A 14329-nucleotide genomic window follows, 5' to 3' on the forward strand; every position below is an offset into this window, starting at 1 on the left:
CCATCCTGGCGGCGAGGTCCGTACCCGCATAGGGGCGCGTTCCGGTGAGTGGAACGTGAGGCTCAGAGGTTGCGGATCGCTTCGCGCCGGGCGTGGGTGGCAGCGATGCCCGCGGCGGCGGCCTTCACCGCGCCCTCGTGCTTCTCCGGACGGAACCGGGTGACGGGACCGGTGACGCTCACCGCCGCGATGGGACGCTCGTCCGCGTCGAAGATCGGAGCGGCGACGCAGGCGAGGCCCACCGCGGACTCCTCGAACTCGAACGCCACACCGCGCTCGACCACGGTCGCGAGATTCGCCCCGAGCCGGCCGGGTGTCGTGATGGTCCGGGGAGTCTTGCGCGCCAACCCGGCCTCGACCACCCCGGCCAGCAGCTCGGGCGGGGAGAACGCGAGAAGGGCCTTGCCGATTCCGGTGCAGTACATGGGCATTCGCCCACCGATCCGGGACGGCGTGGAGGCGGGGCGATGTCCGCCGATCTTCGAGACGTAGACGACCTCCACACCTTCGGGGACGCCGAGGTGCACGGTCTCGTGGGTGCGCTCGTACAGGTCTTCCATGAACGGGATCGCGACCTCGACCAGGCCGCGCTCGAGAGAGGCGCGCAGACCCAGTTCGAAGAGCTGACCGCTCAGGCGGTATCCCGCCGGATCCTTGTCGAGCAGCCGGACGGCGACGAGATCGGTGACGATGCGGTGCAACGTCCCCTTCGGCAATCCGGTACGCCGGCCCAGTTCGGCGAGGGTGAGGACGTGGTCGTCGGCGGTGAACGCCCACAGCACGGTGACGACCTTGCCGAGCACCGTGTTGGTGTCCACCCCGTCGCCCGGCGGGCGGGCATGCACCGGCGACTCGCGCTGTCCTTCCACGTGGCTCAGGTTAGGACACCACGCACCGCACCCGGGACGGGCGCCCGCGCTGGCATCCTGGATGTGTGACCGAGCGCAAGCGGTGGGACCTGACGTTCGAGACGTGGATCGAACGGCAGATCCGCGTGGCGCAGGACCGGGGCGATTTCGACGATCTGCCCGGTTACGGCAAACCCATCCCCGACCACGGCGACGACGATCTGTGGTGGGTGAAGAGTTATCTGGCGCGTGAGGGCCTGTCGACGGAGGCGCTGCTGCCGCCCGAACTGCAGTTGCGGCGCGAGATCGAGCGGCTGCCCGGCACGGTCGGCTCGGCTCCCAGCGAGAAGGTGGTGCGCGACATCGTCTCCGATCTCAACCGGCGGATCGCCGACTGCCTGCGTTTCCCGAGCGGCCTGCCCGTACCGATCCACAAGGTCGACGCCGAGGAGATGGTGGAGGTGTGGAAGGCCGAGCGGGCACGTCGTCGCGAGGAGGCCCGCACGGCCCTGAACTCGACGCGACCCCGGCTCGAGACGGAGTCCGAGACCGGGGTCGCGCGGAGAAGGTGGATCTTCCGGTGGTTCCGCAGGCGGAACCGGCCGGTCGTCAGGGAAGGGTGAGCGGTGCTCCGGTCGCGGCGCGCACCTGTTCCTCGGTGACGCCCGGGGCGCACTCGGTCAGGACGAGGCCGTCGGCGGTCACGTCGATCACCGCGAGGTTGGTGATGATGCGCTGCACCACGCCCTCACCGGTGAGCGGCAGCGAGCACTCCGAGACGATCTTCGGGTTGCCCTGCTTGTCGGTGTGCTCCATGAGCACGATGACCTTGCGGGCACCGTGGACGAGATCCATCGCCCCGCCCATGCCCTTGACCATCTTGCCGGGCACCATCCAGTTGGCCAGATCGCCGGTGGCCGAGACCTCCATGCCGCCGAGCACGGCGGTGTCGATGTGGCCGCCGCGGATCATGCCGAAGCTCAGCGCCGAGTCGAAGAAAGCAGCGCCGGGGTTGACCGTCACGGTCTCCTTGCCGGCGTTGATCAGATCCGGGTCGACCGCGTCGTCGGTGGGGTACGGCCCGGTGCCCAGGATGCCGTTCTCACTGTGCAGGGTCACGTGCACACCCTCGGGCAGGTAGTTGGGGATCAGCGTCGGCAGGCCGATACCGAGGTTGACGTACTCCCCCGGCGAGAGTTCCTGCGCGGCGCGCGCGGCCATCTGCGTGCGCGTCCAACCCTGTGTCTCGACAGCTGTGGTCATCTTCTACGCTCCCTTCGCGGCGCTGACGGTGCGCTTCTCGATCTGCTTGTCCTGGACACCGGTGTGCACGACCCGGTTCACGAAGATTCCCGGCAGGTGCACCTCACCCGGATCGATCTCGCCCGGCTCGACGAGTTCCTCGACCTGGGCGATGCACACGCGGCCGGCCATCGCGGCGAGCGGGTTGAAGTTCATCGCGGCCTTGTTGAACACCAGGTTGCCCTCGGTGTCGCCCTTGAGGGCGTGCACGAGCGAGAAGTCGGCGGTGATGGACTCCTCGAGCACGTACCGCTTGCCGCGGAACTCGCGGATCTCCTTCGCCGGTGACGCCACGGCGATCGAGCCGTCGGCGTTGTACTTCCAGGGCAGTCCGCCCTGCGAGATGGGGGTGCCGACGCCGGCGGGGGTGAAGAAGGCGGGGATGCCTGCGCCACCGGCGCGGAGCTTCTCGGCGAGAGTGCCCTGCGGGGTCAGCTCCACCTCGAGCTCACCCGAGAGGTACTGCCGGGCGAATTCCTTGTTCTCACCGACATACGACGCGGTGACCCGGCTGATGCGCTTGCTGCCCAGCAGGATTCCGAGACCGTGGCCGTCGACGCCGCAATTGTTGGAGAACACCTCGAGGTCGGTGGCCCCGGTGTCGGCGATGGCCTGGATCAGGATGTCGGGGATACCGCACAGTCCGAATCCGCCCACCGCGAGCGTCGCACCGTCACGGATGTCGGCGACGGCCTCCGCCGCCGTCTCGAACACTTTCGTTGCCAACTCTCACCTCTCGGGTTCCGGGGGAGCCGCCGGGGCTCCGCTGGACGAATCACGTCCACTGGATGAACGCGGTCACATTCTCGGGTTCTACTAAAGATCCTGCAGGTGGTGAACACAAGGGCCTGCCGAAATCTCTCGAAAATTGGTCGTTCATCGAACGGAGACCCCATATGCGTTCATTGAGTGGACGTAGAATCGATACATGTCGTCCGATGCACGGGGTCAACTGGTCACGCGGATCGCCGCTCTGCTGCGCACCGTCTCGTCGCACGAGCCGGAAGGGGTGACGACCTCCGAGGTTGCGCGCAGCACCGATCTCGCCCGGCCCACGGTGCACCGCCTGCTCAGCTCGCTCGCCGACGAGGGGCTCGTCGACCGGGATCCGGCCTCGGGACGCTGGGCCCTCGGACCCGAGCTCTACCTGCTGGGATCGCTCGCATCGGTGCGTTACGACATCACCGACCTCGCGGGCGACGTGCTGCGCGATCTGGCGCGCGCGACCGGCGAGAGCGTCTTCCTCTCCGCGCGGCGGGGCGACGAGACGGTCTGTCTGGCGATGGAGGAGGGCAGCTTCCCGCTGCGTTCGCACGTGCTCCACATCGGGATCCGGTTCCCGCTCGGGGTGGCGTCGGCGGGGCTGGCGATCCTCGCGCACATGCCCGATCAGGAGATCGAGGCGTATCTGTCGCGGGTGGATCTCACGGAGAATTGGGGACCGGACCACGCGCGACCCGCACTGGAGAAACGGATCGAGGCGACACGGCTGGCCGGCTACGCCGTCAATCCGGCGCTGATCGTCGAGGGCAGTTGGGGAATGGGCGCCGCGGTGTTCGATCACCGCGGCGCCCCGACCTGGGCGTTGAGTCTGACCGGCGTGGAGAGCCGGTTCCGGCCCGATCGCGTGCCCGAACTCGGTGAGGCGCTGCTCGACAGCGCCCACCGTCTCACTCAGTTGTTGCGTCACCGTCCCCGGTGACGCGCGGTCATGCCGAGGCGGCAGCCGACGCGCGCTGCAGCACGCGCTCGGCGTGGCGCAGCACCGGGGCGTCGACCATCTTCCCTTCGAAATCGAAGACGCCGCGCTCCGATTCGGCGGCCTCGAGGACGCGTCGCGCCCACGCCTCCTCCTCGGGGGTGGGCGCGTACGCCCGGCGGACGACGTCGACCTGGCTCGGATGGATCGACACCTTGATGTCGAATCCGACCGCTACAGCGTCGAGGGCCTCCTCGTGGAGACCGTCGGTGTCCTTGATGTTCAGGTACACCGAGTCGAGTGCCCAGCGGGCGTGACCCTTCGCGGCGAGCAGGGTCACCGACCGGGCGTGTTGCGCGACCGCGCGGTACGTCCCGTCGGCGCGACGGCTCGCGTTGCCACCGAGTCCGGCGACGAGATCCTCGGCACCCCACATCATTCCGAGGGTGTTCTCGGCGACGGCGATGTCCTCCACCGCGAGCACCCCGAGGGGCGACTCGATGAGCGCGACCACCTCGAGCGGTGCGAGCGAGCGCACCTCGTCGCCGCTCTCGCACTTGGGCAGCATGACCCGCGTGTACGACGTGCGGCGCAGCGCCTCGAGATCGGCCTCGTGGTCGGCCGTGCCCACCGGGTTGACCCGCACCACGGTGCGTTCGGGGTCGAGCGGCGTGGCGATCAGTGCCTCACGGGCGGCCTGCTTGTCGGCCGGTGCGACGGCATCCTCGAGGTCGATGATCACCACGTCGGAACGTTCGGCGGCCTTGGCGTAGCGCTCCGGGCGATCGGCGGGACAGAAAAGCCATGCGGGGCCGGGGAGTTCCCAGGTCATGTCGTGGGCCTCTTCTGGACGAGGGTCTTGCGCACGGCGACGGCGACGACATCGCCGTGCTGGTTGCGACCGGTGTGCTCGAGGGTGACGATGCCCTCCCCCGGCCGGCTCTTCGACTCGCGCTTGTCGACGATCTTCGTCTCGGCGTAGAGCGTGTCGCCGTGGAAGAGCGGCTTGGGGAAGGAGATCTCGGAGAATCCGAGGTTCGCGACGATCGTGCCCTGCGTGAGCTGGGCGACCGACAGTCCCACGATCGTCGAGAGCGTGAACATCGAATTGACCAGACGCTCACCGAAACTCGTCTCGGCGGCGTAGGCGGCATCGAGGTGCAGCGCCTGCGTGTTCATCGTCTGCGTCGTGAACAACGTGTTGTCGGCCTCGGTGATCGTCCGGCCGGGACGGTGCTCGTAGATCGTGCCGAGTTCGAATTCCTCGAACCACAGGCCGCGCTGGACGATCCGCTTCTCCACGGTGGTGTCGGTCTCGCTCACAGTCCCAGCTCCCGTCCGATGAGCATGAGCTGCACCTCGGTGGTGCCCTCACCGATCTCGAGGATCTTGCTGTCGCGGTAGTGGCGCGCCACGGCGTACTCGTTCATGAAGCCGTAGCCGCCGTGGATCTGCGTCGCGTCGCGCGCGTTGTCCATCGCGGCCTCGGACGCGACGAGCTTGGCGACCGCGGCCTGCTTCTTGAACGGCTTGCCGGCGAGCATCGCGGCGGCGGCGTCGTAGTAGGCGGTGCGTGCGGCGTGCGCACGTGCCTCCATGCGGGCGATCTTGAAGGCGATGGCCTGGTTGCTGCCGATCGGGCTGCCGAAGGCCTCGCGCTCCTTGGCGTACTTCACCGATTCGTCGACACAACCCTGCGCGGCGCCGGTCGACAGCGCGGCGATCGCGATGCGGCCCTCGTCGAGGATGCGCAGGAAGTTGGCGTAGCCGCGGCCCCGCTCGCCGAGGAGGTTCTCCTCGGGCACCCGCACGTCGGCGAAGGTGAGCGGATGCGTGTCGGAGGCGTTCCAGCCGACCTTGTTGTAGGCGGGTTCGGCGGTGAAGCCCGGCGTGGAGGTCGGCACGAGGATCGTGGAGATCTCCTTCTTGCCGTTCTCCCGCACACCGGTGACGGCGGTGACGGTCACGAGCGAGGTGATGTCGGTGCCGGAGTTGGTGATGAACTGCTTGTTGCCGTTGATGATCCACTCGCCGTTCTCGAGCTTGGCGGTGGTCTTCGTGCCTCCGGCGTCGCTGCCCGCACCCGGCTCGGTGAGACCGAAGCCCGCGAGGTTGCGGCCGCTTGCGAGCTGCGGCAGCCACTCCTCCTTCTGCTTCTCGTTGCCGAAGCGGTAGATCGGCATCGCACCGAGCGAGACACCGGCCTCGAGGGTGATGGCGACGGACTGGTCGACCTTGCCGAGTTCCTCGAGCGCGAGGCACAGCGCGAAGTAGTCGCCGCCCATGCCGCCGTACTCCTCGGGGAACGGCAGACCGAACAGGCCCATCTCGGCCATGCCCTGCACGACCTCGTAGGGGAACGAGTGCTCGGCGTCGTGCTTGGCGGCGACCGGCGCGACCACCGTGCGGGCGAAGTCGGCGACCGTCTTGCGCAGCTGCTCGTACTCGTCGGGAAGTTGACCCGTGGCCAGGTATTCCGTCATTACTGTGCATCCTCCGTGTCGGCGTGCGGGGTGACTCGCACGAGAAGTTGATCGACCTTGACCTGCTCACCGGCGGCCGCGAACAGTTCGACGGTGCCGTCGATGGGGGCGGTGAGCGAATGTTCCATCTTCATGGCCTCGACGACGACGAGCGTCTGCCCGGCCGTGACGGTGTCGCCGGATGCGACGGACACCGCGATGACGGCGCCGGGCATCGGGCTGGTGATGTCGGCGTCGCCGGCGTGCGCGTCGTCGCCGCGCACCGATGCCTCGCGCACCTCGCGGACGGCGACGCTGCCATGGCCGTCGGAAAGCCAGACCACACCGTCGGATTCGCCGACGCGGTAGCTGTGACGCCGGCCGTCGAGCACGACCGCCAGATCGGAGCCGTGCAGCACGGCGCTGAACCGGTAGGTCTCGCCGTCCTCGACCTCGGCGACACCGGCCGCCGGGGTTCCGGTCAGGCGCACGTGTGCGGTGCGGTCGCCGGAGGTGAGCCGCGACGTGACGGGGCGGTGGGCACCGACGCGCCATCCGTCGGGCACCGCCCACGGATCGGTGGTGTCGCCCGCCCAGCGGTCGAGCCACCGCAGGATCGCCGCGGCGACGAGCGTGGAATCGGCGGTCGTGGGGGCCGTGTAGTCGCCGACCCGGCGGTCGAGGAGTCCGGTGTCGAGCGCACCGGCCACGACGTCGTCGTCGGCAAGCAGGAACCGCACGAAGTCGACGTTGGTGACGACGCCGAGCACGGCGGTCTGTGCGAGCGCCCGGTCGAGGCGACGCAGCGCTCCGGCGCGGTCGTCGGCGTGGGCGATGACCTTGGCGAGCATCGGGTCGTAGTCGCTGCCGACCACGGTGCCGGCGCGGATGCCGGAGTCGACGCGTACGCCGGGACCGGTGGGTTCGACGACGTCGGCGATCTCACCGCCGGTCGGGAGGAAGCCGCGGGCCGGATCCTCGGCGTAGACGCGGGCCTCGATCGCGTGGCCGGTGAGGGTGATGTCGTCCTGGGTGAAGCCGAGCGGCTCGCCCGCGGCGATGCGCACCTGCCACTCGACGAGATCGAGGCCGGTGACCATCTCGGTGACCGGATGCTCGACCTGCAGTCGGGTGTTCATCTCCATGAAGAAGAACTCGTCCGGCTTGTCGGCGGAGACGATGAACTCGACGGTGCCGGCGCCGGTGTAGTCGACGCTGCGCGCGGTGTTGCACGCGGCCTCACCGATGCGGGCGCGGGTGGCCTCGTCGAGCAGCGGCGAAGGTGCTTCCTCGATGACCTTCTGGTGCCGTCGCTGGAGGCTGCACTCGCGCTCGCCGAGGTGGACGACGTTGCCGTGCGCATCCGCGAGGACCTGGACCTCGATGTGCCGGGGGCGCTGCACGAACCGTTCGAGGAAGAGGGTGTCGTCGCCGAACGCCGACGCCGCTTCGCGACGGGCGGATTCGAGCGCGGCGGGCAGATCCTTCGGGTCCTCGACGAGGCGCATGCCCTTGCCACCACCACCGGCGGAGGGCTTGACGAGCACGGGATAGCCGACTTCCTCGGCGCCCGCGATCAGTTCGTCGTCGCTCAGTCCGGGCCGGGAGATGCCGGGCACGACGGGAACGCCGAACTCCGACACCGCGGCCTTGGCGGTGATCTTGTCGCCCATGGTCTCGATCGCGTGGGCGGACGGGCCGAGGAAGGCGATACCGGCGGTGGCGCATGCGGCGGCGAAAGCCGAGTTCTCCGAGAGGAATCCGTAGCCGGGGTGGATGCCCTGCGCGCCGGTGGCGAGCGCCGCGTCGATGACCTTGTCGATCACCAGGTAGCTCTCGCGCGCCGCCGCGGGTCCGAGCAGCACCGCGGTGTCGGCCTCCTGCACGTGCCGGGCGTCGCGGTCGGCCTCGCTGAACACGGCGACCGAGCGGATGCCCATCGCCTTCAGGGTGCGGATGACGCGCACCGCGATCTCGCCGCGGTTGGCGACCAACACCGTGTCGATCCGAGTCGTATCAGTCATGGGTGCACTCACATCCGGAAGACGCCGTAGGAGACCGGCTCGAGTGGGGCGTTGGCGCACACCGACAGTGCCAGTCCGAGAACTTTTCTGGTGTCTGCGGGATCGATGATGCCGTCGTCCCACAGGCGCGCGGTCGAGTAGTAGGGGTTGCCCTGCTCCTCGTACTGGGCGCGGATCGGAGCCTTGAACTCCTCCTCCTGCTCGGCCGTCCAGGGCTTACCCGAGGCATCGAGCTGGTCGGAACGCACCGTGGCCAGCACCGAGGCGGCCTGCTCGCCACCCATGACGGAGATGCGGGCGTTGGGCCACATCCACAGGAAGCGAGGCGAATACGCGCGACCGCACATCGAGTAGTTGCCGGCGCCGTACGAGCCGCCGATGACGACGGTCAGCTTCGGCACCCGCGCGCACGCGACCGCGGTGACCATCTTCGCGCCGTGCTTGGCGATGCCGCCGGCCTCGTAGTCGCGGCCGACCATGAAGCCGGAGATGTTCTGCAGGAACACCAGCGGGATCGAACGCTTGTCGCACAGTTCGATGAAATGCGCTCCCTTGACGGCGGATTCGCCGAAGAGCACGCCGTTGTTCGCGATGATGCCGACCGGGTGACCATGGATGCGCGCGAAGCCGGTGACGAGCGTTTTGCCGTATTCGGCCTTGAACTCGTGGAAGCTGGATCCGTCGACCACACGGTCGATGACCTCGTGCACGTCGTAGGGGATGCGCGAGTCGGTGGGCACCACGTCGTACAGCTCGGTGGGGTCGGCCTCGGGCGGGGTGGTGGGTTCGACGTCCCACGGGCGCGGGGTGCGCGGACCGAAGGTGGAGACGATGTCGCGCACGATGCGCAGCGCGTCGCGGTCGTCCTCGGCCAGGTGGTCGGTGACGCCGGAGACCTTCGAGTGCAGGTCGCCACCACCGAGTTCCTCTGCGGTGACGACCTCGCCGGTCGCGGCCTTCACCAGCGGCGGGCCACCGAGGAAGATGGTGCCCTGATTGCGGACGATGACGGCCTCGTCGCTCATGGCGGGGACGTAGGCGCCGCCGGCGGTGCACGAGCCCATGACCGCGGCGATCTGCGGAATCCCCTTGGCGCTCATGGTGGCCTGGTTGTAGAAGATGCGGCCGAAATGCTCGCGGTCGGGGAAGACCTCGTCCTGCCGCGGCAGGAAGGCGCCGCCGGAGTCGACGAGGTACAGGCACGGCAGGTTGTTCTGCAGCGCGACTTCCTGCGCCCGCAGATGCTTCTTGACCGTGATCGGGTAGTAGGTGCCGCCCTTGACGGTGGCGTCGTTCGCGACGATCACGCACTCGCGGCCGGCGACGCGGCCGATGCCGGCGATCATGCCGGCGCCGGGGCACTCGTCGTCGTACATGCCGTCGGCGGCGAGCGGCGACAGTTCGAGGAACGGGCTGCCCGTGTCGAGCAGTTCGTCGACGCGGTCGCGGGGAAGCAGCTTGCCGCGCGCGACATGCCGCTCCCGGGCTTTCTCGCTGCCGCCCAGTGCTGCGGCAGCGAGCTTGTCTCGGAGCTCTCCGACCAGCTGTTCATGCTGGTCGCGGCTGGTTGTCGAGGCCGTCTCAGCGGTTGTCACGCACACCATCCTCGGTAGATCGACTAATCGCCATTAACTGAAATCTAGGTTAGTTATGATTAACCGAGTTGTCCAGACCACACCGAGCGGAGATTTTCATGACCGAGTCCGCGATCGACGTGTCGACCGCATCGGGACGCCCGACGCGGCGTAGCCTCGCCAAGGCGGAACGCCGACGGGACCTCCTGCGTGCCGCGGCGCACCTGATCGCCGAACGCGGATTCCCCGGGGTCCGCCTCGAGGATCTCGGTGCGGCCGTGGGGATCAGCGGACCCGCCGTGTATCGGCACTTCCCCAACAAGGACGCCCTGCTCGTCGAGATCCTCGTCGAGATCAGCCGCCGCCTCCTCGCAGGTGGCACGCAGGTCGCCGAGACGACGCCCGACCCGCGCGACGCCCTCGAGGGGCTGGTCGACTTCCATCTCGACTTCGCGCTGGGCGAGCCCGATCTCATCCGCGTGCAGGACCGCGAGTTCACGTCCCTCCCCGACGAGGGGCAGCGGGAGGTGAGGGTGACCCAGCGGCGCTACGTCGAGATCTGGGTCGACGTCCTGCGCCGCATCGACCCCGCACTGCCCGAATCCGATGCGCGCACGATGGCGCACGCGACCTTCGGACTCATCAACTCGACACCGCACAGTGCCGACCCGCGTTCCCCCGAAGGCACCCGCGCGGTGCTGCGACGCATGGCACTGGCAGCTCTCGCTATGACCCCCTCGGCTCTCGCGGCAGAGCCGGCACGAACGGAGACCGCATGAGCTACTTCGAACGACTCGGCCCGACCTCCTTCCGCGCCACCGAACACGTCGGTGGGGCGTGGAACGAGGCGGAGCAGCACATCGCGCCCGCCCTCGGGTTGATCGCCCACGTCGTCGAATGCGACCGCGACGCGCGGCGCGACGACGACCTCGCGATCGGACGCCTGTCGTACGACATCCTCGGCACCGTGCCCGTCGGTCCCGTCGTCACGACCGTCGAGGTCCTGCGGCCCGGACGCACCATCGAACTCGTGGAAGCGACACTCGCCTACGACGGGCGCGCGATCGTGCGTGCGCGCGCGTGGCTGATGAAGACCGGCCCCACCGCGGAGATCGCCGGCACCACGCTGCAGCCGATCCCGTCGCCCGAGGACTGCGAACCCTGGGACCCGACGACGCTGTGGCCGGGAGGATTCATCGACTCGGTGGAGGTGCGTCGCGTCTCGACCGCACCCGGACGGGCCTCGTTCTGGGTACGTACCGATCTTCCACTCGTGGAGGGCGAGAAGGTCAGCGATCTCGCCGCCACGGCCGGCCTGTTCGACATCGCCAACGGCATGGCGGTGCGTGCCGATCCGAGGACGGTCGCCTTCCCCAACCTCGATCTGACCGTGCACCTGTTCGCCGAACCCCGCGGTGAATGGGTCGGCTTCGATACGTCGGTCTCGTTCGGCGCCGACGGCATCGGCCTGACGAGCACGGTGCTGCACGATGCGACCGGCCCGATCGGCACGATGTCCCAGATCCTCACGGTGCGGCCGATCTGAGCGGCCGCACCGGTCCGGAGGTCTCGGAGTCCGGTGACCTCGAGGTTCGGTGACCTCGGGGTGCGGCGCCCTCGGGGTTCGGTGGCCTCAGCTCAGCAGCGCGGACGCGAGCTGCCGGTAGCCCTCGCTCGGGAAGGTGAACGGATCCGCGGTGAGCACCTGGATGGCCACCTCGTCGGCACCGGCGGCGTAGTGCTTCTCGATGCCGGCGACGACGCTGTCGAGATCACCCCACGGGATGAGCACGTCCATCAAGGCGTCGCTGCCACCGTCGGCGAGGTCCTCGTCGGTGTACCCGAGACGACGCAGGTTGTTCGAGTAGTTCGGCAGCGCGAGATAACCGCGCATGTACTCGCGGGCGATGCCGCGCGCGACGGTCTCGTCGGTTTCGAGGACGACGGCCACCTCGGGCGCGAGCAACGGCTCCGAGCCGAGGGCCTCACGCGCGACCGCCGTGTGCTCGGGCGGAACGAAGTACGGATGGGCTCCTGCCGCGCGCTCGGCGGACAGCTTCAGCATGCGCGGGCCGAGCGCCGCGAGGACCCTGCGATCGGTGGGCACCGGCGTCGACGCCGCATCGAGACCGTCGAGGTACTCGACCATCCGGCTGTAGGGCTTGGTGTAGCTGGTGTTCTCCCGCGCGTCGACGACGGGAGCGTGACTCGTTCCGACTCCCAGCAGGAAACGACCGGGATACCGCGACTCCAGATCGGCGACCGCAGCGGCCGTGGTCTCCGGGTCGGCGTGCCAGATGCTGATGATGCCGCTCGCCAGTTCGAGCGTCGTCGTCGCCGCGAGCAGTTCCCCGTAGACGGAGGGGAAACCGTCCTGGAATCCGCCGGACGTCCACAACCGGGAGTACCCGAGCTCCTCCAGTTCGCGGGCAGCGCCGAGCGCCTGCTCGCGAACCTTCCGACCGAGCCAGAACGCGCCACCCCACACACTCACTCGTCGTGTCATGCGACCGACCCTAGTCGCGTTCCGACACTCGGTGCAGCCGCTTCGGCCCGTGGCCGGATCGGGACGGCTCCACCGGTCGGCTACAGTTCGCATTCGGGTTCAACAGACAGCCCGTCCATACGTGTGTTCGCAGACCGACAGGTCCGGGACCGCACCGCCGTCGGGATTCGTCGCCCGTAGGCGCGAATCGGGCACGGACCGGGAAGCTGGGGTGGATGTGATCGGTTTCGTGCGTTCCGCCGAAGTCGGAGCGACGGTGCAGCGATGAGGGATCCTTCGGTTCCCGAACCGCGTATCGAGCGCATCTCCTCGCGGCTGGCCGTGCAGAGCTGGTTCCAGTTGGCGTTCGCGCTCCTCGCGGTGTTCGCCGTCGTCGGTTCGATCGTGGGCGGGATCTTCATCCAGCGCACCGTGCAGATCACCGACGAGGTGACCGAGCGGATCCAGCCGGCGATGACGCAGGCCTTCAACTTGCAGACCGCTCTGCTCGATCAACAGACCGCGGTCCGCGGGTACGCGCTCACGACCGAACCCGTCTTCCTCGGGCCGTACCGTGCGGGTCAGGAGAACCAGCAGGTCGCGCTCGATCGTCTTCGCGTGCTCCTCGCCGGGCATCCGGATCTGCTCGCCGACATCGACACGATCGAGGCCGCCGCTGCGCAGTGGCGGACGCAGTACGCAGAGCCGATCATCGAGACCGTCGTTCCCGGGGAGCCGCGTCCCGTCGATCCGGCCCTGGCCGAGCAGGACCGGCTGGCCTTCGGTGAGATCCGGTCGATGTTCGCCCAGGAGAACAACGCTCTCTCCGATGTCCTGGCGGAGCACCTCGACGAACTCGCGGAGTCCCGCACCATCCGCAATTCGGTGCTGATCGCGATGGTGATCACGTTCATCCTCACCGGTCTCGCCACGGTGGTTCTCGTCCACAACCTCGTCGCCGTGCCGCTCGCAAGGCTTCGCCGGGCCAGCCGCCGGGTCGCGCTGGAGGAGAACTTCTACCAGCACATCTACCCCCAGGGACCGAAGGACATCCGGGCACTCGCCCTCGATGTCGAGACGATGCGCGGTCGTATCGCGGACGCGTTGGCGGACTCCCGGAAGCAGCAGACCCTGCTCGCGAAACAGACCGAGGATCTCGATTCCCAGGCCGAGGAACTCCGCCGCTCGAACACCGAACTCGAGCAGTTCGCCTACGTCGCATCGCACGACCTGCAGGAACCGCTGCGGAAGGTCGCGTCCTTCTGCCAGTTGCTCGAGAAGCGGTACGGCGACGTCCTCGATGATCGGGGACGGCAGTACGTGGAGTATGCCGTCGACGGCGCGAAGCGGATGCAGGTGCTGATCAGCGATCTGCTCGCCTTCTCCCGGGTCGGACGCGTCCACGACGCCTACGTCCGGGTCGACCTCGGCCGACCGCTCGAGAAGGCGTTGTTCAACCTCTCTGCCTCCATCGAGGAGTCACAGGCGCAGATCGAACGCCCCGACGACCTCCCCGAGCTCACCGGCGACCCCACTCTGCTGACGATGCTGTGGCAGAACCTGGTCGGCAACGCCATCAAGTTCCAACATCCCGATCGCACCCCGGTGATCAGGATCGAGTGCGAAAAAGTCGAGGACGAGTCGGACGGTCCGCAGTGGCACTTCTGCGTCACCGACAACGGCATCGGGATCGACAGCGAGTACGCCGAGAAGGTGTTCGTCATCTTCCAGCGGCTGCATCCTCGCGACGATTACCAGGGCACCGGTATCGGACTGGCGCTGTGCAAGAAAATCGTCGAGTATCACGCGGGAAGAATCTGGATCGACACCGAGTACGGCGATACTCATACCGAGGGCACTCGAATCTGCTTCACCCTCGGAACCGCATCACGCCCCGTCGAGCAGAAGCAGGGGACCACGGCCTGAGGAGAACGA

14 protein-coding genes are annotated in these 14329 nt (G+C 68.3%); 5 read left to right on the plus strand and 9 right to left on the minus strand.

Going from position 1 to position 14329, the window contains the following annotated elements; all coding sequences use genetic code 11:
• Positions 1-62: 62 nt before the first annotated feature.
• Positions 63-818 carry an IclR family transcriptional regulator gene (locus tag AC0LPE_RS22950; RefSeq protein ID WP_016696328.1) on the minus strand — a complete coding sequence of 252 codons (756 nt, stop codon included), beginning with the start codon at positions 816-818 and terminating at the stop codon, positions 63-65.
• A 116-nt stretch (positions 819-934) separates the two neighbouring features.
• Between AC0LPE_RS22950 and AC0LPE_RS22955 the strand changes: the two genes are divergently transcribed.
• Positions 935-1471: a DnaJ family domain-containing protein gene (locus tag AC0LPE_RS22955; RefSeq protein ID WP_490605311.1), complete on the plus strand. Its 537-nt coding sequence runs from the start codon at positions 935-937 to the stop codon at positions 1469-1471.
• On the opposite strand, the gene AC0LPE_RS22960 is transcribed toward AC0LPE_RS22955, so the two are convergent.
• Positions 1458-2111, minus strand: a complete 654-nt coding sequence (locus AC0LPE_RS22960) for a CoA transferase subunit B (protein ID WP_120280851.1) — start codon at positions 2109-2111, stop codon at positions 1458-1460. The two genes, AC0LPE_RS22955 and AC0LPE_RS22960, sit on opposite strands and share 14 nt — an antisense overlap.
• Positions 2112-2114: 3 nt before the next feature.
• A complete protein-coding gene (locus AC0LPE_RS22965; protein ID WP_059384402.1) occupies positions 2115-2876 on the minus strand; it encodes a CoA transferase subunit A in 762 nt (253 codons plus the stop codon).
• Between the two features lie 202 nt (positions 2877-3078).
• Between AC0LPE_RS22965 and AC0LPE_RS22970 the strand changes: the two genes are divergently transcribed.
• A complete protein-coding gene (locus AC0LPE_RS22970; RefSeq protein WP_160877170.1) occupies positions 3079-3852 on the plus strand; it encodes an IclR family transcriptional regulator domain-containing protein in 774 nt (257 codons plus the stop codon).
• A 7-nt stretch (positions 3853-3859) separates the two neighbouring features.
• Here the strand turns inward: AC0LPE_RS22970 and AC0LPE_RS22975 are convergent, their stop codons facing one another.
• Genes AC0LPE_RS22975 through AC0LPE_RS22995 form a run of 5 tightly spaced genes read right to left on the minus strand, consistent with a single transcriptional unit; the run spans position 3860 to position 9939 of the window.
• Positions 3860-4681: an HpcH/HpaI aldolase/citrate lyase family protein gene (locus AC0LPE_RS22975; protein ID WP_006550751.1), complete on the minus strand. Its 822-nt coding sequence runs from the start codon at positions 4679-4681 to the stop codon at positions 3860-3862.
• Positions 4678-5172 (minus strand): MaoC family dehydratase, encoded by a 495-nt coding sequence (locus AC0LPE_RS22980; RefSeq protein ID WP_088899520.1) that lies wholly within the window; start codon positions 5170-5172, stop codon positions 4678-4680. Before AC0LPE_RS22980 ends, AC0LPE_RS22975 begins: the two co-directional genes overlap by 4 nt.
• A complete protein-coding gene (locus AC0LPE_RS22985; protein ID WP_145690465.1) occupies positions 5169-6332 on the minus strand; it encodes an acyl-CoA dehydrogenase family protein in 1164 nt (387 codons plus the stop codon). Before AC0LPE_RS22985 ends, AC0LPE_RS22980 begins: the two co-directional genes overlap by 4 nt.
• Complete coding sequence (locus AC0LPE_RS22990; RefSeq protein ID WP_160877166.1) at positions 6332-8335, minus strand: acetyl-CoA carboxylase biotin carboxylase subunit; 2004 nt, start codon at positions 8333-8335, stop codon at positions 6332-6334. The genes AC0LPE_RS22985 and AC0LPE_RS22990 overlap by 1 nt, the downstream gene beginning before the upstream one ends.
• Positions 8336-8343: 8 nt before the next feature.
• Positions 8344-9939, minus strand: coding sequence for a carboxyl transferase domain-containing protein (locus AC0LPE_RS22995; RefSeq protein WP_088899517.1), 1596 nt, complete (start codon positions 9937-9939; stop codon positions 8344-8346).
• 89 nt (positions 9940-10028) lie between these two features.
• On the opposite strand from AC0LPE_RS22995, the gene AC0LPE_RS23000 reads away from it, so the two are divergent.
• Positions 10029-10688: an SACE_7040 family transcriptional regulator gene (locus AC0LPE_RS23000; protein ID WP_423661163.1), complete on the plus strand. Its 660-nt coding sequence runs from the start codon at positions 10029-10031 to the stop codon at positions 10686-10688.
• On the plus strand, positions 10685-11455 hold the full coding sequence (locus tag AC0LPE_RS23005) for a thioesterase family protein (protein ID WP_490605312.1): 771 nt from the start codon (positions 10685-10687) through the stop codon (positions 11453-11455). The genes AC0LPE_RS23000 and AC0LPE_RS23005 overlap by 4 nt, the downstream gene beginning before the upstream one ends.
• Positions 11456-11542: 87 nt before the next feature.
• On the opposite strand, the gene AC0LPE_RS23010 is transcribed toward AC0LPE_RS23005, so the two are convergent.
• Positions 11543-12415, minus strand: a complete 873-nt coding sequence (locus AC0LPE_RS23010; protein WP_202400343.1) for an LLM class F420-dependent oxidoreductase — start codon at positions 12413-12415, stop codon at positions 11543-11545.
• A 264-nt stretch (positions 12416-12679) separates the two neighbouring features.
• On the opposite strand from AC0LPE_RS23010, the gene AC0LPE_RS23015 reads away from it, so the two are divergent.
• Positions 12680-14320: a sensor histidine kinase gene (locus AC0LPE_RS23015; RefSeq protein WP_490605313.1), complete on the plus strand. Its 1641-nt coding sequence runs from the start codon at positions 12680-12682 to the stop codon at positions 14318-14320.
• Positions 14321-14329: the final 9 nt, after the last annotated feature.

The organism is Rhodococcus sp. S3, from assembly GCF_058211795.1.